Origin of the sequence: Kitasatospora sp. NPDC001539, from assembly GCF_040298565.1 — a bacterium.
Lineage (GTDB): Bacteria > Actinomycetota > Actinomycetes > Streptomycetales > Streptomycetaceae > Kitasatospora.
The window spans coordinates 5,531-28,428 of sequence record NZ_JBEPAK010000046.1 but is presented as its reverse complement, the minus strand read 5'-3'; the positions used below and the strand labels follow the sequence as shown (position 1 = coordinate 28,428).

The window sequence follows — 22,898 nt, the reverse complement described above, 5'->3', positions numbered from 1 at the left end:
TGACCTCGCTGACCGGGCTGACCGGACTGACCGAGTCCGGCCAGGCCGGGCGGCAGCAAAACGCCGGGACACTAGTCGGCGCGGCCCCGGATCAGTGTTCTCGACTCGGTGGCCTCTCGGTGTTCAGGCGGCCCAGCCGCGGCCGTCGTCGTGTACACCGCCTCGGCCGGTAGCCGCTGCTCCAGGGCGAGCAGCATGACGGCCCCCGCGGTCGAGCTCGCCGTCAGCACCAGCCAGGGCAGCCGGCCGTCGACGGCCAGCAGGCCGGTGAACAGTGACGGTGCCAGGGTCTGGGACAGCGCCCAGGACAGCTGGTAGGTGGCCAGGTAACGGCCGCGTGCCTCGGCGGGAGCGGCGCTCACCGAGAGGGCGCCGGCGCTCGGGCTGTGCACCAGTTCGCCGATCGTGTAGAGGACCAGAAGCCCAACCAGGCCGGCCATCACGCCTTGGCGGGGGATGCTGCCCAGCAGGGCGTAGCCGAGGAACGCGGTGGCGAAGACCAGGGCGCCGACCGCGGCCACCCGGGTGCGCCGGGCGAAGCGCCGGCCGAGCGTGCCGACCGGCACGCCGGCGAAGGCACAGAGCGCGGTGTTGACCGCGAACAGCGGACCGGCCACCGAGGCGGGCAGGTCGAACTGGCTCACGGCGTACACCGGCAGCAGCACGCTGAGCGCCGAATAGCCCAGGGCGATGAGGAAGTTGGCCAGGGTGAGCCCTGCGTACGGGCGATCGCGCAGCACGGTGCGGTAGCCGGCCGGTTGTCGGGCGGTTGCGGGGCGGACCGGGTGGGGGGTCCTGATCCGCAGTGCGAACAGTGCCGCGATGAAGAAGGTGGCCGCGTTCAGCCAGGCGACCGCCAGGAAGCCGCGGTCCCCGCCGAGTTGCACCAGTCCGGCCGCGAGCAGGCCGCCGGCGCCGAGGCCGGCGTTGTTCACGCTCCGGGCGAGTGCCATCAGCCGGTCCCGGTGCTCCCCCTGGGCGAGCTCGCCGATCAGGGCCTGCTGGGTCGCGGGGAACGCCTGGGCGCCGGCCGCGGTGAGGGTGGCGACCAGGGCGAAGACCGGCAGGGTGGTGCCGAGCGGGAAGGCCAGGAAGCCGAGGCCGCGGACCAGGTAGAGCGCCAGCCGCACCCGCCGGGCACCGAACCGGTCGACGGCCCAGCCGCCGACCGGCATGGCGCCCATCGCCAGCAGTCCGGCGACGGTCAGGACGGTGCCGATCGTCGGCAGTGGCAGTCCGGTGATCCGCTGGAAGAAGACCAGGCTGAACGGCACGTACATACCCGTGCCCACTGCGTCCACCAGCATCCCGGCGATCAGGTTCCGCTCGCCGGGCACCCGGTGGTCCTTCGTCTTCATACCTTCTCCCCGAGGGCAGGGTGCGGGGCGGACACGTGCTGCCTTCCCCGGCCGACCGTGTCGAGCAGCAGCTTCGCGGCCGTCGTCGCCCCGCCGGTGCGGATCGTGGCGGCCACGGCGGCCGCTCGTGTGCGGGTCCCGGGGGTCAGGGCCGTCTTGAGTGCGGCCGACAGGGACTCGTAGGTCAGGGTCGGACCGTCGTGTGCCACGCCGATGCCCAGCTCGGACACCCGGCTCGCCCAGTACGGCTGGTCCGCCATCTGCGGTACCACGACCTGCGGCGCGCCGGCCCGGGCGGCCGTCGTCGTGGTGCCCGCGCCGCCGTGGTGCACGACGGCGGCGACCCGGGTGAACAGTGCCTGCTGGTTGACCTCGCCGACGGCGAAGCAGTCGTCCCGGTCGTCGGTCAGAGCCAGGTCGGCCCAGCCGCGGGAGAGGAGGACGCGCCGGCCCTGCGCGCGGACCGCCTCGACGGCCGTCCGGGCGACGCTCGGCGCGTCGTGGACGGGCATGCTGCCGAAGCCCACGTACACCGGGGGTGCGCCGGCGTCCAGGAACGCCCCCAGGTCGGCCGGGAGCGGGCGGTCGTCCGGCCGGATCCATGCGCCGGTCTGCACCACGTCGAGGTCGGCCGGCTGCGGCCACGGGCTCAGGGTCGGGTCGGCCGCCAGCCACGGGCGATCGGTGAAGACGTGGTCGCGGACGTTCTCCACCGGGGGCAGGCCGATCGCGGCCCGGTGGGTGTTGATGGCCTCGCCGAACAGCGTGTTCATGTGCTCGGTGTTCAGGTCCCACAGCACCCGGTTGTCGGTCACCTCCGGCGGGAGCGGCCGGCCCGGCCACGCGAGCGGCGGGTGGTGCGGCGACGGCAGGTAGGTCGGGAAGTAGGCGACGAACACGTAGGGGACGCCCAGCTTCTCGGCCACCGACCGCGCGGCGGCCGCAGCCGGGATCAAGCCGGTCGCCACCACGACGTCGCATCCCTCGGCCACCGCAGCGGCGGATTCGTACGTCTCGGCGACCATCCGGGCCGCGCGCTCGGACAGACTCTCCGCCGGCAGCGGCTTCCCCGTCCCGGTCACCGCCCTGGTCGCCATCGCGCGCAGCGACCGGCCGAGCGGCACCAGTGGGATGCCGGCACCGTCCAGCAGCTCCGCGAAGTCCGGCGGGGCGCACACCTGCACTTCCGCGCCGAGCGCCCGCAGTTGCGCCCCGAGCCCGAGCATGGGCTCGACGTCCCCGCGCGACCCGTACGCCACCAACAACACACGCATTTCAGGATTTCCTTTGCTTTCCGTGGATTCCGGCCTCGGCCGGCGGGGCGTCGCCCGTGCTCTTGCCGTAGCCGAGGGACTCGACGATCCGGCCGTCCCGTACCAGCGTGAGGCTCACGCCGCGGACCGAGTCGGTGGGTCGGTCGTGGAAGTGGCACCGCCAGCGGACCGTCGCCCGTTCACCGGTGACGACGACGTCCTCCGGCTCGAACTGGATCGTGCGGTCCTCGGCGAGGGCCCGGCAGAACTCCAGGCACTCGGCGCGGCCTTCATAGCGGGCCCCGTCGGGGGCCGGCCCCCTCGCCTCCATCACGCAGTCGTCGGCGATCAGGTCGGCGAGCATGGAGGCGTCATGGTCGATGAAGGCGCGGTTGAAGCAGTGGATGACCTCGGCCGTGGTACGGAACGTCAATGCGGCAACTCCTCGGAAGTGGAACGAGCGGTCTGCTGTTTCCCGTTCGGGCCCGGCCGGGCGACCGGCCCTCCCGGCGGGGCGCGTGCCGGCCCGGTGCCGACGGCCGGGCACCCGCGGTGGCCCGAAAGGTCCGGTTCGGCCGGTGCCTGCGGGTCGTCGGGTCATCGCGTCTCCTGCTGAAGGCCGGTCCCCGCCTCCTCGACCGTGGTGGCGGGAGCGGCGATCGCCTGTTCTGCGGCGCGGCTGACGTGCTCCCATGCCGCCCAGGTGTCCATGCGGGTGCGGGTGATGTCGAACGCGAGGTCGTAGACCATGCTGCCGAGGAGGAGGCGCAGCGGTGGCTCGTCGCTGTCGACCAGCTTGAGCAGCGCGGCCGCGGCGAGCTTCGGGTCGCTGTCGACCGAGCCCTCGGCGAACTGCTTGGCCAGCTCCTCCCGCAGCGGCGCGTACGCCTCCAAGGGGATCGTGTTGCGCATGGCGGTGTAGAGGTCCGTCCAGTAGCCGCCGGGCTGGACGATGCTCACCTTGACCCCGAAGCCGGCGGCCTCCGCGGCGAGGGCTTCGCTGAGCCCCTCCAGGGCGAACTTGCTGGCGCTGTAGAGACCGGTGCTGGGGAAGCCGCCCAGGGCGGCGATGCTGGAGACCTGCACGACGTGCCCAGAGCCCTGTTCTCGCAGGACCGGCATGACGGCTTGGGAGACCCAGAGGGCGCCGAAGAAGTTGGTGTCCAGTTGGGCCCGGGCCTCGGCCTCGGTGAACTCCTCGACCATGCCCATCGCCAGCATTCCGGCGTTGTTGACGACGATGTCGAGCCGCCCGAAGTGGGCGACCGCCTCGGCGACGGCGGCGAACACCGCGTCGCGGTCGGTCACGTCCAACCCGAGGGGCAGCACCCGCCCGGGGTGGGCGGCCGCCAGTTCGTCGAGCGGGGCCGCGGTGCGGGCGGCGACCGCGACGCGGTCGCCGGCTGTCAGCGCCGCCTCGGCGAAGGCGCGGCCGAGGCCCCGGCTGGCGCCGGTGATGAACCAGACGCGGCTCGTGGTGTCGGCTGAGACGTGCATGTGCGGTACTCCTGTCTGAGGAACGAGACGCCAGGGGTTTGGCCCGCCGGGGTCTCGGGTGTGGGAGGCTCGGGTGCGTGTGTCGGTGCGTGCGTGGTGCGCGGGCGTGTCCGGGCGTCCGGTCAGCTCCTGCGCGCGCTCCATACGGCGAGGGAGGTGAGGAGGGTGAAGAGGGCCCCGGTCGTCAGGGCGGCGTTGACGGAGATGTGGGCGGCGACGATTCCACCGAGGAGGGCGCCGAGTGCGATGGCGAGGTTGTAGACGGAGGTGTTCAGGGCGGTGGCCGCCTCGGTCGATTCGGGTGCGGCCTTGAGGATCCAGGTCTGGACGGCGACCGGTACGCCGCCGAAGGCCAGCCCCCATGCCAGCAGCAGGAGCGCGCCGCTGACCGGGGTGCGACCGGCGAGGGGGAAGAGCCCGAGGACGACGGTCAGCACGGCGCCGATGGTGATGATGGTCGCGCGGATGTTCCGCTCCGCGGCCGCGCCGGCGAGGAAGTTGCCGAGGATACCGGCGACGCCGAAGCCGAGCAGCAGCGGGCCGATCATGGCCTCGTCGACCCCGGAGGTGGTCTGGAGGATCGGGCTGACGAAGGTGAAGGCGGCGAAGTGACCGCCGACCAGGAGAAAGGTGGCGAGGACGCCGGCCCGTACCACGGGGTGGCGGAACTGCTGCGGCAGCGTACGCAGCTGGACGACCTGCTGGGCGGGCATGGGAGGCAGCAGGAGGAGCAGGGCCACCAGCACGAGGAGACCCAGTGCGCCCGCGGCCACGAACGCCGCCCGCCAGTCCGCGAGCCCGCCGATCAGCGTCCCGGCCGGTACGCCCAGGACGTTGGCGGCCGTCGCGCCGCCGAAGACGATCGAAATGGCCCGGGGGATGGACCGCTCCGGCACCAACCGCACGGCGAGGCCTGCGGCGAGTGCCCAGAAACCGCCGATGCTGATGCCGACGAGGAAACGCGAACCCAGCAGGACGGCGAAGTTGGGTGCCAGTGCTGTCAGGCCGTTGGCCAGCACCATGAGGGTGATCAGGCCGATCAGGGCGACCCGCCGGTCGAGGTGCCGGATCGCCACCGGGAGCAGCGGCGCCGTGGCGGAGGCGACCAGGCCGGGCACGGTCACCATCAGTCCAGCGGTCCCCTCGGAGACGTCCATCGCGCCGCCGATGAAGGGGAGCAGCCCGACGGGCAGCGACTCGACGGTCACCAGCGCGAACGTTCCGACCGCCATCGCGACGACGGCGAGCCACCTGGTGAGGGGTGTTCGCTCACCAGCGGAGGGGGTGGAATCGGTCGCGGAATCGACGATGGTCATGGTGGTATCCGGTCTGTAGGGCTCAGCTTGCGGCGAGGGCGCCGTGGTCGATGACCGTGGTGTTCTGGGCGACGGCGATGCGCCATCGGCCGTCGTCCTTGGCGAGGACGTACAGCAGCGTGCCGGGGGCGGCTTCGGGGTTGGCGGCCACCGCGGACGCCCATCGGCGCTCGGCCGCGCCAGGTCTGCCGCAGCTGCTCCGCCGGGCCGGATCGCCGTGAGCGCGGAGCACCTCGTGCAGGCGTCGTCCGTCCCGGGTGATCGGCCGCTGACGGATCTTGACCACGGCGAGGTCGGGCTGGATGAACACGATGGACTCGGCTTCGTAGGTGACGGTCAGCGGCTGACGGGCCGCGCAGGGCAGAGCACGGTGGGCAAAGGCGCTGATCTCCTCCAGGCCGGTCAGCGGGTCACCGTAGGGCATCGTCCAGAAGGCGTCCTGGCGGAACAGCTCCGTGAACGCGTCCGGCAGGCCGTTTCGCTGGGCGTGCTCGACCTGGGCAACGAGGGTGACGACGGCGCGCACCTCCTCCTGCGAACCGGTGATGCCGGCGACGAGGGGCTTCATGAGGGTGTCCTTCCTGGGGGTGCGGCTGTGCTGGCGCCCTGGGACAACAGCTGGTCTCCCGTCAGGCACGCTGCCCGCGGCCGCAGGCGGCCCGCCGGGCGGTGCGGTGTCACCGGTACGGGCGCCGCACCGCCCACGGACCACCGCGCGGCGGTTCCGGCCGCTGTCGATCTTCCAACTGCCCACCGCGCCCATCAACGTCGAAGATCAGTAAGATCCGATAACTGAGACTTATGACGGGGGTCTGTGCAGGTGGAAGTACGCGACATCGAGATCTTTCTGACGTTGGCCGAGGAACTGCACTTCGGCAGGGCGGCCGCCCGGTTGCACCTCACGCAGGCTCGCGTCAGCCAGGTGATCGGACGCCAGGAGCGGCGACTAGGCGGCTTGTTGTTCGACCGTTCCAACCGCCGCCAGATCCGCCTGACCCCGCTCGGCCAGCAGCTCCGCAACGACCTGCGGCCGGTCTACGCGAACCTGCGCGACAGCCTCGAACGCGCCCGGATGGCCAGCCGCGGCAAGACCGCACGCCTGCGCGTCGGCATGCTGCCGTTCAACGTGCCCGACATGTACCCCTACTGGGAGACCTTCCGCTCCCGTCATCCCCAGTGGGAACTGCAGCTGCGCCGGGCGCCTTACCTCGACCCGTTCGCCAGGCTGCGTGAGGGCGACATGGACGTCTTCCTCACCTGGCTGCCGGTGGACGAGCCCGATCTCACCGTCGGCCCCATCCTCTTCCGCGACCCCCGCGTCCTGGCCGTCGCCGCAGGCCACGAACTCGCCGAACGGCACTCCGTCCCGTTCGAGGCCCTGGCCGACTTCGCCCACGCCATGCCACCCGACATGCCCGACTACTGGGAAGACGCCTACCTGTCCTTCCACACGGCCCGGGGAAAGCCGATCGAACGCGTCGAACAGGTCACCAACGCCGACGAACTGATCCACCTCGTCAGCACCGGCGAGATCGTCCACCCCTTCCCCTCCCACGTCACCCGCTACTGGTCCATGTCCCACGTCCGCTTCATCCCCGTCCCCGAGATGGGAACGATTCCCTACGCCCTGGTGTGGCGCAAGGACGGAGAGAACGACCTCGTCCGGGCCCTCGCCCAGACCGTCCGCGACATCGGCGTCCTGCACTTCTAATGGGACTCGTCGGGCCGTGAGGAAGACTACGGTCCGTAGCCGCCAGCGGGTGAGCACTCCCCACTCCGGAGCCACTGTGAGCTCTGGTGTCAGACCGTGCCCCCGCTGGTCGGCCGGGAGGCCTGACTGCTAATGGGATGGCTTGCCCGCCGGGCGAATTGGGCGTGAGCACTGGATCCATTAGGGCGCGAGCCGTGCCTTCCGCGGGCTGCATCGACGTGACAGGCGAGAGAAGCTGGGGGAGAGCGGTGCTGTTCATCGGCGACGACTGGGCCGAAGATCACCACGATGTCGAGGTGCAGGACGGGACGGGCCGCCGGCTGGCCACCGCCCGACTGCCGGAGGGCGTGGAGGGGATCGCGAAACTTCATGCCCTGGTCGCCCGGCACGGCGGCGAGGAGCTGGTGCCCTCGCAGGTGGTGGTGGGGATCGAGACCGACCGGGGTCCGTGGGTGCAGGCGCTGATCGGGGCCGGCTACCGGGTCTATGCGGTCAACCCGAAGCAGGCCGCCCGGTTCAAGGAGCGGTACGGCACCTCCGGGGCCAAGAGCGACAAGGGCGACGCGCACGCGCTGGCGGACATGGTCCGCATCGACCGCGACCAGCTTCGGCCAATCGCCGGGGACAGCGATCAGGCCCAGGCGGTGCGCATCGTCGCCCGCGCCCACCAGACGCTGATCTGGGAGCGCACCCGCACCTTCCAGAGACTGCGGAGCACGCTGCGCGAGTACTTCCCCGGGGCACTCGCCGCCTATGCCGGCTTGGAGCTGACCAGCACCGACGCGATGGAGCTGCTGATCAAGGCACCCACGCCCGAAGAGGCGGCCAAGCTGACGAAGTCGCAGATCACCGCAGTGCTGGCTCGTCATCGGCGCCGCAACCGGGACCAGAAGGCCGCCGCGATACAGGCCGCGCTGCGCGAGCCCCAGCTCGGCCTGCCCGTGCCGGTGGCCGCGGCCTACGGCGCGGCGGTGGTGGCGCACGCGAGGCTGCTGATCGCGCTGAACGAGCAGATACAGGCGATGGAAGAGCAGGTGAGTGCGCGTTTTCTCGCGCACCCGGATGCTGAGATCTACCTGTCGATGCCCGGCATCGGCGAGATCACCGGCGCCCGGGTGCTGGCCGAGTTCGGCGACGACCCCACCCGCTACACCACCGCCAAGGCCCGCAAGAACTACGCCGGCACCAGTCCGATCACCCGCGCGTCCGGCCGGACGCACACAGTCCAGGCCCGCTTCGTCCGCAACAACCGGCTCGCCGACGCCCTGCAACGGCAGGCGTTCTGCTCACTTCAAAGATCACCCGGGGCCCGCCGCTACTACGACAAACAGCGAGCCCGGGACCTCGACTACAACCCCGCCCTGCGCCAGCTCGGCAACCGCCTCGTCGGCATCCTCCACGGCTGCCTTAAGACCCGCACCCTCTACGACGAGGCCACCGCCTGGTCACACCACGCAACCCTCGCCACAGCCGCTTGACATCCCAACGCCATGGGATGTCTGACACCGCCCGCGGGCAACGGTCGCCACTCGTACCAGGCTTCGACCTGCCGAAGTGTCGAGCTGGTGCGCCAGCAGGTGTCTACCAGCAGGAGAGGAGAAGCGCGGCTGGAGTACTAGCGCGGAGTGGTGTCGTCGCCCTTGAACGGGCCGCCGTGGCCGGGCACGATCAGGTCCGCCGTGGCCAGTACCCGCTGCCGGGATGCGCGCAGCACCTCGCGGTCGGGGGCCACCGGGTCGTCCGCCGGGCCGTTCGCGTGCCACCACAGGTCGCCGGCGAAGGCCACCACGCCCGCGTCGGTGCCTGCCAGCAGCGTGATGTCCTCGGGGCTGTGGCCCGGGGTGCGGATCAGCCGTAGCGACGGGGTGAGTTCGTAGCCCTCCGCGTCCCGGTTCGTCCAACTGTCGCGCTGGTACTCCACCTTGTGGTCGTGCACCCGGGCACGACCGAAGAGGCCGACGTTCATGGTGTTGTCCGGGTGGTGGTGGCTGAGCACCACATCGGTGATGTCGTCGGGGCCCAGTCCCAGTTCTGCGAGCGGGGCGAGGATGTGGTCGTGGCTCGCCACCATGCCCGGGTCGAAGATCACATGCCGTCCCGCGTCGTAGATGTAGGAGACCGTGGCGGCGACCCCGGGGCCGGTGGAGCCCACGTAGCCGGTGGTCAGGATCTTGTATGCGGCGCTGCGGCCGAGCGGTGCGTCTGTCATGGCCTTTATCTTTCCGAGTGCGACCGTGAGCGACGAGTGGCACTGCTGCCCACTATCGCGGGATTCGTGCCAACCGTGTGCAACACTGCGCCCATGCCAGCCTTCAAGACCGTCGCCGCGTACGCCCCTCCGGGCGTCGGCATGCTCGCCGTCGGAATCGTCGCCGAGGTGTTCGGTCCCCACGGAGCGGCGCTGCCCGGGTTCGACTTCGCCCTGTGCGCCGACCGGCCCGGACCGGTGCCCACGGACTACGGCGTACCGCTGTCCATCGCGCACGGACTGGACCGGCTCGCCGACGCCGATCTGCTCATCGCCCTGCCCGGGGCCGGATTCCGCGCACCACCCTCCCCTGCCGTACTCGACGCACTGAGGGCCGCACACCAGCGCGGCTCCGTGGTCGCGGCCCACTGCGTCGGCACGTTCGCGCTCGCCACCGCCGGACTGCTCGACGGCCGGCGCGCCACCACGCACTGGCGGTTCGCCGAACTGCTCGCCGACCGCCACCCGGAGGTCACCGTCGAACCCGACGCGCTCTACATCGACGAGGGGAACATCGTCACCGGCGCCGGAGCCGCTGCGGGCTTCGACCTGTGCCTCCACCTGCTGCGGCGCGAGCACGGCGCCGCGCTGGCCAACGCCGTCGCCCGGGACATGGTGCTGCCCTCCCACCGCGAGGGAGGACTGGCGCAGTACCTGGCCTCACCCGCCCCCGAGGACGGCCAGGACGAGCGGCTCGCCGATGTCCTCAGCTGGGCCCGCGAACACCTCCACGAACCGCTGCCCGTCACGGAACTGGCCCGCCGCGCCATGATGAGCAAACGCTCCTTCGCCCGCCGCTTCACCGCCGCAACCGGCACTACCCCCCACGCCTGGCTGCGGAGCCTGCGGCTGAGCAGAGCCGAGGAACTCCTGGAAACCACGGATCTGCCCGTCGAGGAGATCGCCCACCGGGTCGGCTACGCGAGCGCCGCCGTGCTGCGCGAACAGTTCGTACGGCGCCGGGGAGTTCCACCCCGCTCCTACCGCCGGGCCTTCACCAATACACCGTAGCGAACCGGGCGAGCCAAGGGAGTTCATTGAGTCGTACCTGCCGATCGGCGACTACGGCCCGTACCCGGAGTGGCCGCGGCAGCGGTTCGAGGGCGGCAGCGACGGGAGGGGCATAGGAGTTCGGCACCTGGTCGACCGTCTCCAACCGCTTCCGGCAGCGGCGGGACGCAGGTGTCTTCGAAGCCCTGCCGGAGGGTGCGAGCGTGGGAACCGCGAAGCGGGGCGAGGTTGACTTGTCGCTGGTCAGCCTGGACTCCACCACCGTGCGGGCAACCCGCGCTCAGCTCTCGGCCCGCGGACCAACCGGCCTTCAGCGGGCAGGTAGAGGGTGTGTTCGGGTGAGGATGACCGTCGCGCTATCTTCACGATCATGAACAGAGTACGAGCCACCAGGCTCATCGGGTCGAGCTTCGGGCTCTTCTTCGTCCAGGCCAATGCCGGTGCCCTTCCGAACGCCGTCGGCATCCCCCTCCGGGTCCTCGCCGTCGTCGCGCTCCTGCTCCTCGGGGTCTTCAACCGCCGACCCGTCCCCGAGAGCACCACCGCCTCCCCGCCGCGCTTCGGCCGGTACTACTGGTTCGTCGTCGCAGCCGAAGTCGTCGGCATAGCCGCCGGCCTCGCCGTCATCAACAAAGCCCTCCACACGCCCGCCGCCACCGCCGGCTGGATCGCCTTCGTCGTCGGCGTCCACTTCTTCGGCCTCGCGACCGCATGGAGCCGACCCCCACTCCGCGTCCTCGGCGGCTCGATGGCGGCCTGCGGTGCACTCGGCATGACCCTCGCCTGCCTCGGCGCCCCCGCCTCCGCCGTCTCCACCGTCTCCGGCATCCTCCCCGGCGCGCTCCTCTTCGGCTCGGTCTGGTGGTCGAGCCGCTCCAGCGCCTAGGAGTGCTGTCCGGCCGGCTCCGGCACCCGGATCGGCTCATCGGCCCGACGCCAACCGCCGGCGTCTGGGTCGAGATCGAGAGCCACGTCCAGGAGCACCAAGCCAGCCGTCAGCCAGCTCCGCCTGGACGGAGGTTTCGGGTCCAACAGCGATCCCAGGGCAACCGACCTACGCCAAACTGCCAGCGCGGTCCAGCTTCGGTACTCGTGCTTCGAGTTCGGCGGGTAGGTACCAGCCTTCGGTGGCCGGTGTCATGTAGAGGCGGGCCTTGAGGCCGAGGAGGAGCTGGCGGCGGTGCTCCTGGTCGGCTTGGGTCCAGGCGTCGGCGAAGGTCTGGCCGGTCTCGACCTCGACCCAGGCGGAGGGGCGTTGTGGGAGGGCGGCGAGGCGGCGGCGTTCGTCGACGAGGACTTCGAGGGCTTCGGAGTACTCGTCGTCGCCGCCCGGGTAGTCGAACAAGTTGCGGCGCTTCTCCTCACGAAGATCCTTCATGGCCTGCGTGACGTGGTTGAGCTGCTCGGTGTGGTCCTCGCCGGGGATGAACCTGCGCACCGTCATCGCCAGCCCGGCCAGGCGTTCCACCAGGGCGGTGATCGCCGCGGTGACGCGCTCGCCCTTGACGGACTGGCCCTTGCAGGCCGGCTTCCCTGCAGTCTTCGCACACCGGTAGTACTCGTAGATCTTTCCGGTCTTGGCGAGGTTCACCTGCCGGTAGAAACGGTCGCCGCAGCGGTCGCAGTGCGGCACGCCGAGCCAGGGCGAGGCGCCGTTCGAGCGTTCCTTCGTGATCCCGCGCTCGTCCGTCGCCGCCTGGATCGCGGCCCACTCCTCCTCCGTGAACAGCGGCTTGGCCATCCGGATCGGCAGACCCTTGGCGTCGCGGGCGATCTTGCGCGCCTTCACGGAGCGGCCGGTCAGCTTCAGACCCATCGTCGCCGGCGAGCGCAGGATCTTCCCCACGCTGGTCGGGTTCCAGTGGTTCGACGGCGGCGCCTTCCGCTTGCTCGAGTAGGTATCGCCCTGGTGCTTGTACGCGTGCATCGACGGCGTGTCGAAGCCGGCAGCCTCCAGGGCCGTAGCGATCATCCACTGGCTCTGCCCTTCCAGGAGCAGCTTGCCCATGTAGCGCACGGCTTCGGAGGTGACCGGGTCCGGGGGCCTTCCCCCAAGGCCGGGTAGTTAAGGATTTCGGCCGGGGTGCAAGGTGGGGGCCGCTGGTGTGGCGGCTGCCGTGTAGCGGCCCCTGCGGACCTTCTTGATCAGCCCTTTCTCAGCCCAGCGGGTGAGCTGCCGGTAGGTGGTGACGAGGGTGACGTCGCCGAGGAGTTCGGCGATCTCTACCGGCCTCGCGCATCGCGCAGTTCGCGGCGCACGATGCCGCGGGGGGCGTCGCCCAGGTCGTGGTGGAGGACGACGGCACCGGCGCGGCCGTTCAGCAACTCGTCAACGGCTCGGCGGCGTTGGCCCCCGTGGAGGCCGGCGACCACGACGACCGGGAGTCTGGCGTTCTCGGGCACGGGGGCCTCCTCTGCTGGCAGGCGGACGTGCGGGGGCTCCGGGGCCAAGGGCCGGCGCCGGGCACCGGGCACCGGGCACCGGGCGACCGCACAGGACGGGCGTTGGGCTCCGTCTGCTCCCCGAACACTAACGCAGATGAAAATGGATTTCATGTTGCTATAGTCGGTCGTCGATCCAAGGAGGACTCATGGCACGCAACGAACTGCGCCCGATCATCAAGCTCCGCTCCACCGCGGGCACCGGCTACACCTACGTGACCCGCAAGAACCGCCGCAACGACCCGGACCGCCTGGTCCTGCGCAAGTACGACCCGGTCGCGCGGCGGCACGTCGACTTCCGCGAGGAGCGCTGACCTCCGCCGCCCCACGGCCCCACCACCCACCACCCACCACCGACCACCCACCACCGACGCGACTGACAGGAGCACCCCTCCATGAAGCCCGGCATCCACCCCGAGTACCGGCCCGTCGTCTTCCGCGACAACGCCGGCGGCCTCGCCTTCCTCACCCGGTCGACCGCCACCAGCAGCAAGACCGTCGAGTGGGAGGACGGCAACACCTACCCCGTCATCGACGTCGAGATCTCCTCGGCCAGCCACCCCTTCTACACCGGCAAGTCCCGCGTCCTGGACACCGCCGGCCGGGTCGAGCGCTTCGAGCGCCGCTACGGCATCACCGGCCGCAAGGCCGGCTCGTGACCGCGCCCTCCGCTCCCTCGGCGCCCGAGCGGCTTCCCGTCACCGTCCTGTCCGGCTTCCTGGGCGCGGGCAAGACCACCCTGCTCAACCACCTCCTCAACAACCGGGAGGGCCTTCGGGTCGCGGTCATCGTCAACGACATGAGCGAGATCAACATCGACGCGTCCCTGGTCCGCGACGGCGGCGCGCTGTCGCGGACCGAGGAGCGGCTGGTCGAGATGACCAACGGCTGCATCTGCTGCACCCTGCGCGACGACCTCCTCGAGGAGGTCGACCGGCTGGCCCGCGCCGGCCGCTTCGACTACCTGCTCATCGATCGAGCGGCATCTCCGAGCCCATGCCGGTCGCGGCCACCTTCTCCTTCGCCCGCGACGACGGCGCCACGCTGGGCGACCTCGCCCGGCTGGACACCATGGTCACCGTGGTGGACGCCGTCAACTTCCTGCCCGAGCTGCGGGCCGGGGACGAACTCGTCGAGCGCGGCCTGGACCAGTACGAGGACGACGAGCGCACCATCAGCGACCTGCTCATGGACCAGGTCGAGTTCGCGGACGTGCTCGTCCTCAACAAGACGGACCTGGTCACCACCGAGGAGGCCAACCGGCTGGCGGCCACGCTCAGCCGGCTGAACCCGGCCGCCCGGATCGTCCGGTCCGCCTTCGGTGCCGTCCCGGCCGCCGAGCTCCTCGGCACCGGCCGCTTCGACGTCGCCCGCGCACAGGAGGCACCCGGCTGGGTCGCGGAGCTCAACGGCGACCACGTGCCCGAGACCGAGGAGTACGGGATCTCCAGCCTGGTCTACCGGTCGGACCGGCCGTTCCACCCGGAGCGGCTCTGGGACCTCGTCAGCAGCCGCCTCGGCAGCGGCGAGTTCGGGGCCGTGCTGCGCTCCAAGGGCTTCTTCCGGCTCGCCTCGCGCCCGTCCGTCACCGGCCTCTGGTCGCAGGCCGGCTCGGTGGCCCGCTTCGAGCCCTCCGGCGTGCACACCGCCGCCCAGCCGTTGGACGCCTCGGACACCCTCTCGCACGGACAGGAGCTGGTCTTCATCGGGACCGGGCTGCGCGCGGACGCGTTGCGCGCCGCACTCGACGGCTGCCTGCTGACGGCGGACGAGTCGGCGGCCGGAGCGGGTGCCCGGGCGGCGTACCGCGATCCGTTCCCCGCCTGGGAGGCGTACTGCCCGGTCGACGCCGGACACCCGGGGCACGACGGATACGGCGCGCACGACGGGCACGGCACGCACGACGGGCACGACGCACCCGGCGACCACGCCTCGATGAGCTCGCCGCTCGCCGATCCGACTGCCGAGCTCACGGCTCAGCCGGTGTGACGGCGGGCGGTGCCGACCGGGCGCGCGCTGACGGAGGTCAGCGCGCGCCATGCAGGTGAGCATCGATCAGGGCGAAGGTGGCCTCCGGCTGTTCGATCTGCGGGAGGTGGCCGGCCTCGGCGACGAGCTCGAAGCGTCCGTTGCCGAAGGCGGCCGCGTAGGCCGCTCCGTAGGCCGGTGTGGCGATGCGGTCGCTCTCGCCCCAGAGCACGAGGGCGGGCACCTCGACGCGCGGGAGCCTCTGCAGCAGCCGGGGGTCGTGCATGTACGGGTCGGCCGCGAGGACGCGCATGGTGGCGAGGTTGGCCTGCTGGGCGGCGACCTGGTCCGCGGGGAGGTCGGCGGGGTCGACGTAGAAGCGGTCGGGGTCGTGCCAGGAGTGTTCGGCCGCGGAGCGGGGGTCGAGGGTGAAGAAGTCGGTGAGCGGCTCGCCCTCGATCCGCACGCCGACGGCGTTGATCAGGACGAGGCCGGTGACGATCCCGGCCGCGTCGAGCACGGCCATCTCGGCCGCCGTCCAGCCGCCCAGCGAGGAGCCGATGACCAGGACGTCCTCCAGGCCCCGCTGGTGCAGCATGCGCAGGTAGCAGAGCGCGAGGTCGTCGACTCCGGTCAGCCAGTCGGGGCGGGGAGTGCCGTTCCAGCCGGGGTGGGTCGGAGCGATGGTGTGCGCGCTGCGGGAGAGGTGCTCGGCCAGGCCCGCGACCGTGCGCGGGCCCCCGCCGCCGTGCAGCAGCAGGACCGGCCTGCCCCGGCCGGCCTCGGAGACGGTGAGGGGCAGGTTGCCGTACACGGCCGTGGTGTCGTGGAGAGTCACGGCTCCACGGTAACTAAATATCTTTAATTAAGGTAGCTTGGTTACCGTTCGAACTCGGCCTAGACTCGGCGCATGCATGGTGAGCTGCAGGTCCTCGGACGAGCGGTCAAGCAGGCGCAGTACCGGCAGCACCGGGCGCTCGACACCGCCCTGACCGCCGTCGGCACGACGCTGGCCCAGTGGGATGCGCTGCGCGCGATCGACCGCTCGCCCGGCGCGTCGGCCCGCACGCTCGCCGCGGCGACCTTCCAGAGCGAGCAGGCCTTCGGCACACTGGCCGGCCGCCTCTCGACCCAGGGGCTGATCGAGCGCCGGCCGGGGCACGGGCGGCGGATCGAGCACCACCTCACCCCGGCCGGCGAGCAGGTCCTCGCCGCCGGGCACCGGATCGCCGACGAGGTGCTCGCCGACTGCTTCGCACCCCTGCCGCCCGAGGACCGCGCGGCCCTGCTCGACCTGCTCCAGCGCCTCGCCGGCGAGGCGGAGAGCCGCACCTGAGCGTCGGCGCGCGCCTCGCCCGTCCGATGCACGCACCGCCCGTGCGCCGCCGGGTTGGCGCCGTCGCCGGGTCGGCCCTCGAGCGGCGGGCCGGCGCCGCACCGGGCGGCGCACGCCCGGCCGGGCGCGGGGGCACACAGTGTCAACACCCGGTGCACTGGTGGAACAAGCCCGCCGCGGCCGCGCTCCTACCGTGGGACCACCCATCCGCCGACGACGCACCCGGGAGCTTCCATGAGCCGGTCCGACCACCCCCGCACCACCGGCAGCAGCCAGCCGCTGCTGCACCAGAAGGGCCGGGAGATCCAGGAGTTCGGCACCGTGAGCCAACTGCCGCTCGGCCTGACCCGCGACGCCCGCCTCTACGCCTGCCAGCGGCTCAACCAGGTGCTCGCGGACACCCGGATCCTGTACTCCCTCTACAAGAAGCACCACTGGCTGGTGCGCGGGGCGACCTTCTACCAACTGCACCTGCTGCTGGACAAGCACGCGGACGAGCAGCTGGCGCTGGTGGACGCCCTCGCCGAGCGGATCCAGGGGCTGGGCGGGGTCGCCGTCGGCGACCCGCGGCACGTCGCGGAGCTCACCTCGATCCCGCGTCCGCCGGACGGCGTCGAGGAGGTCCCGGCGATGCTGTCGCGGCTGCTGTCGGCGCACGAGGCCGTCCTGGTGGACGCCCGGGACGCCGCGGCAAGGGTGGCGGCGCTCGGTGACGACGGGACGAACGACCTGCTGGTGTCGCAGGTCGTCCGCACCGGCGAGGCGCAGGTGTGGTTCCTCGCCGAGCACCTGGTGGACACGCCGCTGGTGCGACTGTGATCCGCCCGGTCCACCCGCGTCCCGCGCCGCCGCGATGACCGGCCGCACCGCGGCGTCGTCCGTGCCGTGAGGCGCGACCCCGCGGTGCTCCGGGCGGCCGAGGGTGCCCGGCCCGGGCCGTCGGGGTCCCGGACGGCGGCCGGGGGCGGTCGCCGGCCCGGGCGCGGCATACTTGATCACCATCTAGTTGAATGATAAATTAAATGCCGCCCCGGGCCCCCGCCCGCAGTCCGACAGCAGGAGGAACGATGACGACCACCATCGCGGACAACCCCGACCGGTCGCGGTTCGAGATCACCGAGGACGGGGAGCTCGCCGGCTTCGCCGAGTACCACCGGTACGAGAACGAGATCGCCTTCATCCACACCGAGACCGACCCCGCGTTCGCCGGGCGCGGCCTCGCGGGCGCCCTGGCCCGGGCCGCCCTGGACACCGCCCGGGAGCAGGGCCTCGCGGTGCTCCCCTACTGCCCGTTCATCCGCGGCTGGATCGGCAAGCACCCCGAGTACGTCGACCTGGTCCCCGAGGCGCAGCGCACCCGCTTCGGCCTGTGACCACCGGTGCGGCCGCCGACACCACCGGCACGGCGGCCGCACCGCCTCGCTGCCCGACCGCGGCGCGATGTCGACACGTACCGAGTAACTCCTCTGTCGTGCAGGGGAGTTCCTCCGCGATCAGCTCGAACACGCGGCCCGCGCTGCTCACTGGCGGACACCGGGGCCGCCCCCGCTGCTCCGGATCCGGTCGGCCGTGCGGAGCAGGAGGGTCGCGCCGAGCGCGTGTCCGAGGCGATCGAGACGTACGAGACGTACGAGACGTACGAGACGTACGAGACGTACGAGACGTACGAGGCGTCCGGACTGGGTGGCGGGCCCTCCGCACACAACCCGCCCGGCGCGGTCATACCCGGCAGGTATCAATCCTCGGGAAGGGTATTGGACGCGTCGGAGCGCCGTGCCGAGACTCGACACATGATCGTCATCACCGCTCCCACCGGCCAGATCGGCAGCCGACTGCTGGACCTCCTCCTCGACAGGACCGGCCCGCACCGCGAGGAACTGCGCGTCATCGTCCGCGACCCCGGGAAGCTCCCCGAGGCGGTCCGCGCCCGTGTCGACGTCGTCACCGGATCGCACGGCGACGCGCAGGTCGTCGACCGGGCCTTCGCAGGCGCGGACGCCGTCTTCTGGCTGGTGCCCCCGAACCGGCGGGCACCGAGCCTGGCCGCCGTCTACTCCGAGTTCACCCGCGCCGCCGCGAAGGCCTTCACCGCCCACGGAGTGGGCCACGTCGTCGGTGTCTCGGCGCTCGGCCGGGGCACCCCCGTCGCCGACCGCGCCGGGCACGTGACGGCCTCGCTGGCCATGGACGACCTCATCGCGCGTACCGGCGTGGCCTACCGGGCGCTCGCCAACCCGAGCTTCATGGACAACCTGTTGCGGCAGGCGGCCTCGATCCGCGACGACGGCGTGTTCACCGACCTCGTCGCCGCCGACCGCAAGGCGCCGGTGGCCGCCACCCGGGACATCGCCGCGGCCGCCGCCGGCCTGCTGCTCGACCGCTCGTGGACGGGGACGGGCGAGGTCCCGGTGCTGGGCCCCGAGGATCTCTCGCCGAACGACCTGGCGGCCGTCATGTCCGAGGTGCTCGGCCGTCCGGTCCGCTACGAGCGGCAGACGCCCGGCGCTTTCCGTACGGCGCTGGCCGCGCAGGGCACCACGGACGCGGTGGTGCAGGGCTACCTGGACATGATGCGTGCCAAGGACGACGGTCTCGACGCCGGTGTTCTGCGCACCCCGCTGACCGCGAGCCCGACGCCCTTCCGCGAGTGGTGCGAGCAGGTCCTCAGGCCGGCGGTCGCGCGGCAGCCCTCGGCGGGCTGAGCGGGTCCGCGCGCTGAGGGCGCGCCCCCGCCACCCCCTCAGCGAGTCGGCCCGCCGCTCCCCCAGCCCTTCAGCACGTCAGCCCGTCCGCCGGAGCGAGCCCGCCCCGGCGGGGCCCCGGCTGCTGCGGAAGGTGGCGCGGTACCCCTTCGGGGAGATGCCGACCACGCGCTTGAAGCGCTCGCGGAAGGCGGTCGGGGAGCCGAAGCCGGTCTGGCCCGCGATGCGGCTGATCGTGTGGTCGGTGTTCTCCAGCAGGAACTGCGCCTGCCGTACGCGGGCCCGCAGCAGCCACTGCAGCGGCGTGGTGCCGGTCTGCTCGCGGAACCGGCGGCTGAAGGTGCGCCCGGCCATGCCGCTGCGACGGGCCAGCAGGCCGAGCGTGAGCGGCTCGGCGAGGTGCTCCTCCATCCAGGCGAGCACCGGTTCCAGGGTCGAGCCCCGGGGGACGGCCGGCCGGGGGCGAACGATGAACTGCGCCTGGCCGCCCTCGCGCTCCAGCGGTGTGACGGCCAGGCGGGCCGCGTCGGAGGCCACCGCGGAGCCGAAGTCACGGCGGATCATGTGCAGGCACAGGTCGAGCCCGGCCGAGGCGCCGGCCGACGTCAGCAGTTGGCCGTTGTCGACGTACAGCACGTCGGGACGCACCTCGACCGCGGGGAATCGCCGGGACAGGTCGGCGGCGGCGGCCCAGTGGGTGGTCGCGGGCAGGCCGTCGAGCAGCCCCGTCGCGGCGAGATCGAAGGCCCCGGCACAGAGGGAGGCGATCCTGGCGCCCCGGGCCGCCGTCCGGCGCAGGAGCGCCAGCACCTCCTCGTCCGGCGCGGGCGCGCCCTCCGCCCGCCCGGGCACGATCACCGTGTCGGCGTCCGCCAGGCCGTCCAGCCCCCAGGGAGCGGCGATCGTGAAGCCCTCGGCCGGGACGTGCGGGACCGGTCCGCACACCCTCACCCGGTAGGCGGGGCGCCCGTCGGGCAGCCGGACCCTCCCGAAGACCTCCAGGGGCGTGGCCAGATCGAACGGGATGACCCGGTCGAGTGCCAGGACCGCGACGGTGTGCACGTGTGACTCCTCGGTTCCAGCCGGTTGTTCAGCCGCACCCACTCTCCCAAGAACCACCGGTGGAGCGAGCCTCCTGGCGAGAATCAGCGGATCCCGGGCACTTTCACCGCTGTTCGGTGCGGCGGCACGGTTCATAGCCTCGCGACATCGACATCGACATCGACATCGACGTCGGCACCTCCACCGACAGCGACTCCGAACGCGAGGAAGGACCCACCGTGAACGACACGAGCGAGGGCACGTCCGCCACCACCCGCCGCACGGTGCTGCGGCGCGGTGCGGGGATCGCCGCCGGCCTGGCATCCGTCCTCTCCGTCACGGCGTTCACCGCGCCCGGCGCCGAGGGCCGCCCCGCGCAGGAAGCCGGCGACGCGTCAGGGACCGGCGGCGCGTCGAAGGCCGGAGCCGCGTCAGGGAGCGGCGGCGCCGAGGGCCGCCCCGGCGGCGGCCTGCCCGCGACCGTGGCCGGGATCCGGGTGCCCGACACCCGACTGGCGCGCGCTGCCGTGGCCTTCGCCCGGCGGGCGTGCCCGGAAACGCTCTTCAACCACCTCATGCGGACCTACCTCTTCGGCGCCCTGCTGTTCGAGCGGCGCGGCGTCCGCTACGACCGGGAGCTGGTGTTCGTCGCCGCGCTCCTCCATGACCTCGGCCTGCTCGAGGAGTTCCGGACGCCCACCGAGCGCTTCGAGGTCGACGGCGCCGACGCGGCGCAGCGGTTCCTGGAGCAGCAGGACGTGGCCGCCCCGCGCGTGGCCGTGGTCTGGGACGCCATCGCCCTGCACACCAGCGTGGGCATCGCGACGCGAAAGAGGCCGGAGATCGCCATGGTCTGCGTCGGCTCCGGGCTCGACTTCACCGGGAACGGCCTGGAGCGGATCCCGCCGGACGCCCTCGCGGAGGTGCTCTCCGCCTTCCCCCGGGCCGGGTTCAAGGAGGCCGCACTCGGCGACATCCTCACGCTGTGCCGCACGAAGCCGATGGCGGAGGTCATGCACCCGTTCGCCGAGGTCGGGCGCCGTCACCTCCCGGACTTCCGCGTGCCGACCGTGGAGGACCTGCTGCTCGCCGCCCCGTTCGAGGACTGACGGGGCCGCCCGGCGGCTGCGGCCCGGGGGCGCCCGGGGCCGGCGGCCCGGCGGCGCGCCGGAAGAGAAGCGGAGGAAGGGAACGAGTCTCGCCGACCGGCCCGCCGCTGTCAGTCCGTATGGTTCCGGGTTCTGCGCCGCGCGGCGCGTGGCTACCGTCCCAACCGCTCGACAACCGGGCGGTCCGGACGGGCCGCCGCCACGCGCCTTCAGGAGGTCACGTTGACCGCGCACCACCCCACTCGCAGGAGCGTCCTCAGGTCCGCCGGCGGGCTCGGCGCCGCGCTGGCGCTGGGCGCCGCCGGTTCGTTGGCGTCGGCGAGTCCGGCGGCGGCCGCCGACGACGGCTTCGGCCTGACCATCGTGGACCGCAACGAGAACGATCCGCGGATGCGGTACTACCGCTTCCGGACCTCCGCGATCGGCTGGGACCCCGCCGTGAACGTGCTGCTGCCGGACGACTACCACTGGAGCGGCCGGACCTACCCGGTGCTGTACCTGTTCCACGGCGGCGGCACCGACCAGGACTTCATCACCTTCGACCGGATGGGCGTGCGCGACTGGACCGCCGGGAAGCCGATCATCGTGGTGATGCCGGACGGCGGCCACGCCGGCTGGTACTCCAACCCGGTCAGCTCCAACACGGGCCCGCGCAACTGGGAGGAGTTCCACATCAACCAGCTGCTGCCGTGGGTCGAGGCCAACTTCCGTACCTTCGCGGAGTACGACGGCCGCGCGGTGTCCGGGTTCTCGATGGGCGGGTTCGGCGCGCTGAAGTACGCCGCCAAGTACTACGGCCACTTCGCCTCGGTCAGCGCCCACTCCGGGCCGGCCAGCCTCCGCCGGGACGGCGGCCTGGTGGCGCACTGGGCCAACGCCTCCTCCGCCGCGCTGGACCTGGCCGGCGGGACGGTCTACGGCGCGCCGTTCTGGGACCAGGCGCGGGTGAGCGCCGACAACCCGGTGGAGCGGATCGAGAGCTACCGCAACAAGCGGGTGTTCCTGGTGGCCGGCACCAGCCCGAGCCCGGTCGACTGGTTCAGCAGCGTGAACGAGCCCCAGGTCCTGGCCGGCCAGCGCGAGTTCCGCGCCCTGCTCGACCGGGCCGGCATCCCGCACGACTCGCACGAGGTGGAGGGCGGCCACGTCATCCGGCCGGACCTGATGCGGCTCGACATCGACGGCATCATCGACCGCCTGCGCAAGGCATGAGGGGCGCCCGGATGTCCCGCTCGCTCGCCCGCCGCGCCGCGCGCCTGGGCCTGGCCGCCGTGGCCCTGCTGCTGCCGCTCGTCGGGCCGACCGCCCCCGCCGCGCTCGCCGCCCCTGCCGCGACCACCGGGTTCGCGGCCTCCTGCCCGACCGCCGGGTACATCTCCCAGGGCTACACCCCGGAGCACAACGGCATCGACATCGCCAACGGCTACGGCGAACCGATCTACGCGGTCGGCGACGGCGAGGTGCTGGTCTCGGGACCGGCGCAGGGCTACGGCCAGTGGATCCGCATCCTCCACCCGGACGGCACCATCACCGAGTACGGGCACATGCGCGAGCGGGAGGTGGCCACCGGTGACCACGTCACGGCGGGCCAACTGATCGCGCTGGTCGGCAGCGAGGGCACCTCCGAGGGCCCGCACCTGCACCTGCGGGTCTGGGCCGACCCTAATGCGACCGTGCGGACCGACCCGATCCCCTACCTCGCGGACCGCGGCATCACCATGCCGTGCACGCCGGGTACCGGCCCGCGCCCCGCCCCGCTGGTGTATCCGGCGCAGTCGGGCCGGGTGGTGTCGGCGCGTTCGGCGGACGGACGGCTGGAGGTGTTCGCGGCCGGGCCCAACGGCGTCTCCCACGCCTGGCAGACCGCCGTCAGCGGAGCCTGGTCCGACTGGGAGACCCTCGGCGG

24 protein-coding genes and 3 pseudogenes are annotated in these 22,898 nt (G+C 72.2%); 15 read left to right on the top strand and 12 right to left on the bottom strand.

Translation table 11 applies throughout. The features are described from left to right. Positions 1 to 71: 71 nt before the first annotated feature. The 6 genes from ABT247_RS10695 to ABT247_RS10670 form a co-directional block, all read right to left on the bottom strand. Entirely contained in the window at positions 72 to 1,358 is a 1,287-nt protein-coding gene (locus ABT247_RS10695; RefSeq protein WP_350741071.1) for an MFS transporter, read from the bottom strand. Continuing rightward, a complete protein-coding gene (locus tag ABT247_RS10690; RefSeq protein ID WP_350741069.1) occupies positions 1,355 to 2,632 on the bottom strand; it encodes a glycosyltransferase in 1,278 nt (425 codons plus the stop codon). Before ABT247_RS10690 ends, ABT247_RS10695 begins: the two co-directional genes overlap by 4 nt. A 1-nt stretch (position 2,633) precedes the next feature. Further along, positions 2,634 to 3,044, bottom strand: coding sequence for a nuclear transport factor 2 family protein (locus ABT247_RS10685; protein WP_350741067.1), 411 nt, complete (start codon positions 3,042 to 3,044; stop codon positions 2,634 to 2,636). Positions 3,045 to 3,208: 164 nt separating this feature from the next. Beyond that, positions 3,209 to 4,108 carry an SDR family NAD(P)-dependent oxidoreductase gene (locus ABT247_RS10680; RefSeq protein ID WP_350741065.1) on the bottom strand — a complete coding sequence of 300 codons (900 nt, stop codon included), beginning with the start codon at positions 4,106 to 4,108 and terminating at the stop codon, positions 3,209 to 3,211. 122 nt (positions 4,109 to 4,230) lie between these two features. Further along, entirely contained in the window at positions 4,231 to 5,424 is a 1,194-nt protein-coding gene (locus ABT247_RS10675) for an MFS transporter (protein ID WP_350741063.1), read from the bottom strand. A 22-nt stretch (positions 5,425 to 5,446) separates the two neighbouring features. After that, positions 5,447 to 5,992, bottom strand: a complete 546-nt coding sequence (locus ABT247_RS10670) for an SgcJ/EcaC family oxidoreductase (protein ID WP_350741061.1) — start codon at positions 5,990 to 5,992, stop codon at positions 5,447 to 5,449. Between the two features lie 246 nt (positions 5,993 to 6,238). Here ABT247_RS10670 and ABT247_RS10665 point away from each other — a divergent pair, with 246 nt between their 5' ends. Together ABT247_RS10665 and ABT247_RS10660 are read left to right on the top strand one after the other, a co-directional pair. Next, positions 6,239 to 7,135, top strand: coding sequence for a LysR family transcriptional regulator (locus tag ABT247_RS10665; RefSeq protein ID WP_350741059.1), 897 nt, complete (start codon positions 6,239 to 6,241; stop codon positions 7,133 to 7,135). Between the two features lie 248 nt (positions 7,136 to 7,383). Continuing rightward, positions 7,384 to 8,613, top strand: coding sequence for an IS110 family RNA-guided transposase (locus tag ABT247_RS10660; protein WP_350741057.1), 1,230 nt, complete (start codon positions 7,384 to 7,386; stop codon positions 8,611 to 8,613). A 137-nt stretch (positions 8,614 to 8,750) separates the two neighbouring features. Here ABT247_RS10660 and ABT247_RS10655 read toward each other — a convergent pair whose 3' ends face one another. Further along, a complete protein-coding gene (locus ABT247_RS10655) occupies positions 8,751 to 9,344 on the bottom strand; it encodes an MBL fold metallo-hydrolase (RefSeq protein ID WP_350741055.1) in 594 nt (197 codons plus the stop codon). Positions 9,345 to 9,437: 93 nt separating this feature from the next. Here ABT247_RS10655 and ABT247_RS10650 point away from each other — a divergent pair, with 93 nt between their 5' ends. From ABT247_RS10650 to ABT247_RS10640, 3 genes and pseudogenes are all read left to right on the top strand, one after another. Next, positions 9,438 to 10,394, top strand: coding sequence for a GlxA family transcriptional regulator (locus tag ABT247_RS10650; RefSeq protein ID WP_350741053.1), 957 nt, complete (start codon positions 9,438 to 9,440; stop codon positions 10,392 to 10,394). Next, positions 10,384 to 10,663, top strand: a pseudogene (locus ABT247_RS10645) (hypothetical protein); the annotation flags it as partial. The gene ABT247_RS10650 and the pseudogene ABT247_RS10645, both read left to right, overlap by 11 nt. 101 nt (positions 10,664 to 10,764) lie before the next feature. Further along, positions 10,765 to 11,280 (top strand): hypothetical protein, encoded by a 516-nt coding sequence (locus ABT247_RS10640; protein ID WP_350741051.1) that lies wholly within the window; start codon positions 10,765 to 10,767, stop codon positions 11,278 to 11,280. Positions 11,281 to 11,448: 168 nt separating this feature from the next. Here ABT247_RS10640 and ABT247_RS10635 read toward each other — a convergent pair whose 3' ends face one another. The 3 genes and pseudogenes from ABT247_RS10635 to ABT247_RS10625 all read right to left on the bottom strand — a co-directional run bounded on the left by ABT247_RS10635 (position 11,449) and on the right by ABT247_RS10625 (position 12,797). Then, the gene (locus tag ABT247_RS10635; RefSeq protein ID WP_350741086.1) at positions 11,449 to 12,027 is read right to left on the bottom strand and encodes a recombinase zinc beta ribbon domain-containing protein; all 579 of its coding nucleotides are present in this window, start codon (positions 12,025 to 12,027) and stop codon (positions 11,449 to 11,451) included. 57 nt (positions 12,028 to 12,084) lie between these two features. Further along, positions 12,085 to 12,414: pseudogene (locus ABT247_RS10630) on the bottom strand (recombinase family protein); the annotation flags it as partial. 203 nt (positions 12,415 to 12,617) lie between these two features. Continuing rightward, on the bottom strand, positions 12,618 to 12,797 hold the full coding sequence (locus tag ABT247_RS10625; protein WP_350741049.1) for a hypothetical protein: 180 nt from the start codon (positions 12,795 to 12,797) through the stop codon (positions 12,618 to 12,620). Positions 12,798 to 12,985: 188 nt separating this feature from the next. Between ABT247_RS10625 and rpmG the strand changes: the two genes are divergently transcribed. From rpmG to ABT247_RS10610, 3 genes and pseudogenes are all read left to right on the top strand, one after another. Beyond that, a complete protein-coding gene (rpmG, locus tag ABT247_RS10620) occupies positions 12,986 to 13,150 on the top strand; it encodes a 50S ribosomal protein L33 (protein ID WP_350741047.1) in 165 nt (54 codons plus the stop codon). Between the two features lie 81 nt (positions 13,151 to 13,231). Further along, positions 13,232 to 13,495 carry a type B 50S ribosomal protein L31 gene (locus ABT247_RS10615; RefSeq protein WP_350741045.1) on the top strand — a complete coding sequence of 88 codons (264 nt, stop codon included), beginning with the start codon at positions 13,232 to 13,234 and terminating at the stop codon, positions 13,493 to 13,495. After that, positions 13,492 to 14,825: pseudogene (locus ABT247_RS10610) on the top strand (GTP-binding protein). The gene ABT247_RS10615 and the pseudogene ABT247_RS10610 overlap by 4 nt, the downstream one beginning before the upstream one ends. A gap of 37 nt (positions 14,826 to 14,862) precedes the next feature. Here ABT247_RS10610 and ABT247_RS10605 read toward each other — a convergent pair. Continuing rightward, positions 14,863 to 15,642 (bottom strand): alpha/beta fold hydrolase, encoded by a 780-nt coding sequence (locus tag ABT247_RS10605; protein ID WP_350741043.1) that lies wholly within the window; start codon positions 15,640 to 15,642, stop codon positions 14,863 to 14,865. 72 nt (positions 15,643 to 15,714) lie between these two features. Here ABT247_RS10605 and ABT247_RS10600 point away from each other — a divergent pair, with 72 nt between their 5' ends. The 4 genes from ABT247_RS10600 (at position 15,715) to ABT247_RS10585 (ending at position 18,842) form a co-directional block, all read left to right on the top strand. Then, the gene (locus ABT247_RS10600) at positions 15,715 to 16,140 is read left to right on the top strand and encodes a MarR family winged helix-turn-helix transcriptional regulator (RefSeq protein WP_350741041.1); all 426 of its coding nucleotides are present in this window, start codon (positions 15,715 to 15,717) and stop codon (positions 16,138 to 16,140) included. A 234-nt stretch (positions 16,141 to 16,374) separates the two neighbouring features. Continuing rightward, a complete protein-coding gene (locus ABT247_RS10595; protein ID WP_350741039.1) occupies positions 16,375 to 16,959 on the top strand; it encodes a Dps family protein in 585 nt (194 codons plus the stop codon). Positions 16,960 to 17,207: 248 nt separating this feature from the next. Further along, positions 17,208 to 17,513 (top strand): GNAT family N-acetyltransferase, encoded by a 306-nt coding sequence (locus ABT247_RS10590; protein ID WP_350741037.1) that lies wholly within the window; start codon positions 17,208 to 17,210, stop codon positions 17,511 to 17,513. Positions 17,514 to 17,930: 417 nt separating this feature from the next. Further along, positions 17,931 to 18,842 carry an NAD(P)H-binding protein gene (locus ABT247_RS10585; protein ID WP_350741035.1) on the top strand — a complete coding sequence of 304 codons (912 nt, stop codon included), beginning with the start codon at positions 17,931 to 17,933 and terminating at the stop codon, positions 18,840 to 18,842. Positions 18,843 to 18,920: 78 nt separating this feature from the next. Here ABT247_RS10585 and ABT247_RS10580 read toward each other — a convergent pair whose 3' ends face one another. Continuing rightward, positions 18,921 to 19,904: a GlxA family transcriptional regulator gene (locus ABT247_RS10580; RefSeq protein WP_350741032.1), complete on the bottom strand. Its 984-nt coding sequence runs from the start codon at positions 19,902 to 19,904 to the stop codon at positions 18,921 to 18,923. 218 nt (positions 19,905 to 20,122) lie between these two features. Here ABT247_RS10580 and ABT247_RS10575 point away from each other — a divergent pair, with 218 nt between their 5' ends. From ABT247_RS10575 to ABT247_RS10565, 3 genes are all read left to right on the top strand, one after another. Continuing rightward, positions 20,123 to 20,992 (top strand): HD domain-containing protein, encoded by an 870-nt coding sequence (locus tag ABT247_RS10575; protein WP_350741030.1) that lies wholly within the window; start codon positions 20,123 to 20,125, stop codon positions 20,990 to 20,992. 222 nt (positions 20,993 to 21,214) lie between these two features. Continuing rightward, complete coding sequence (locus ABT247_RS10570; RefSeq protein WP_350741028.1) at positions 21,215 to 22,204, top strand: alpha/beta hydrolase; 990 nt, start codon at positions 21,215 to 21,217, stop codon at positions 22,202 to 22,204. 11 nt (positions 22,205 to 22,215) lie between these two features. Further along, a partial coding sequence (locus ABT247_RS10565; RefSeq protein ID WP_350741084.1) for a M23 family metallopeptidase occupies positions 22,216 to 22,898 on the top strand: 683 nt, incomplete at its 3' end.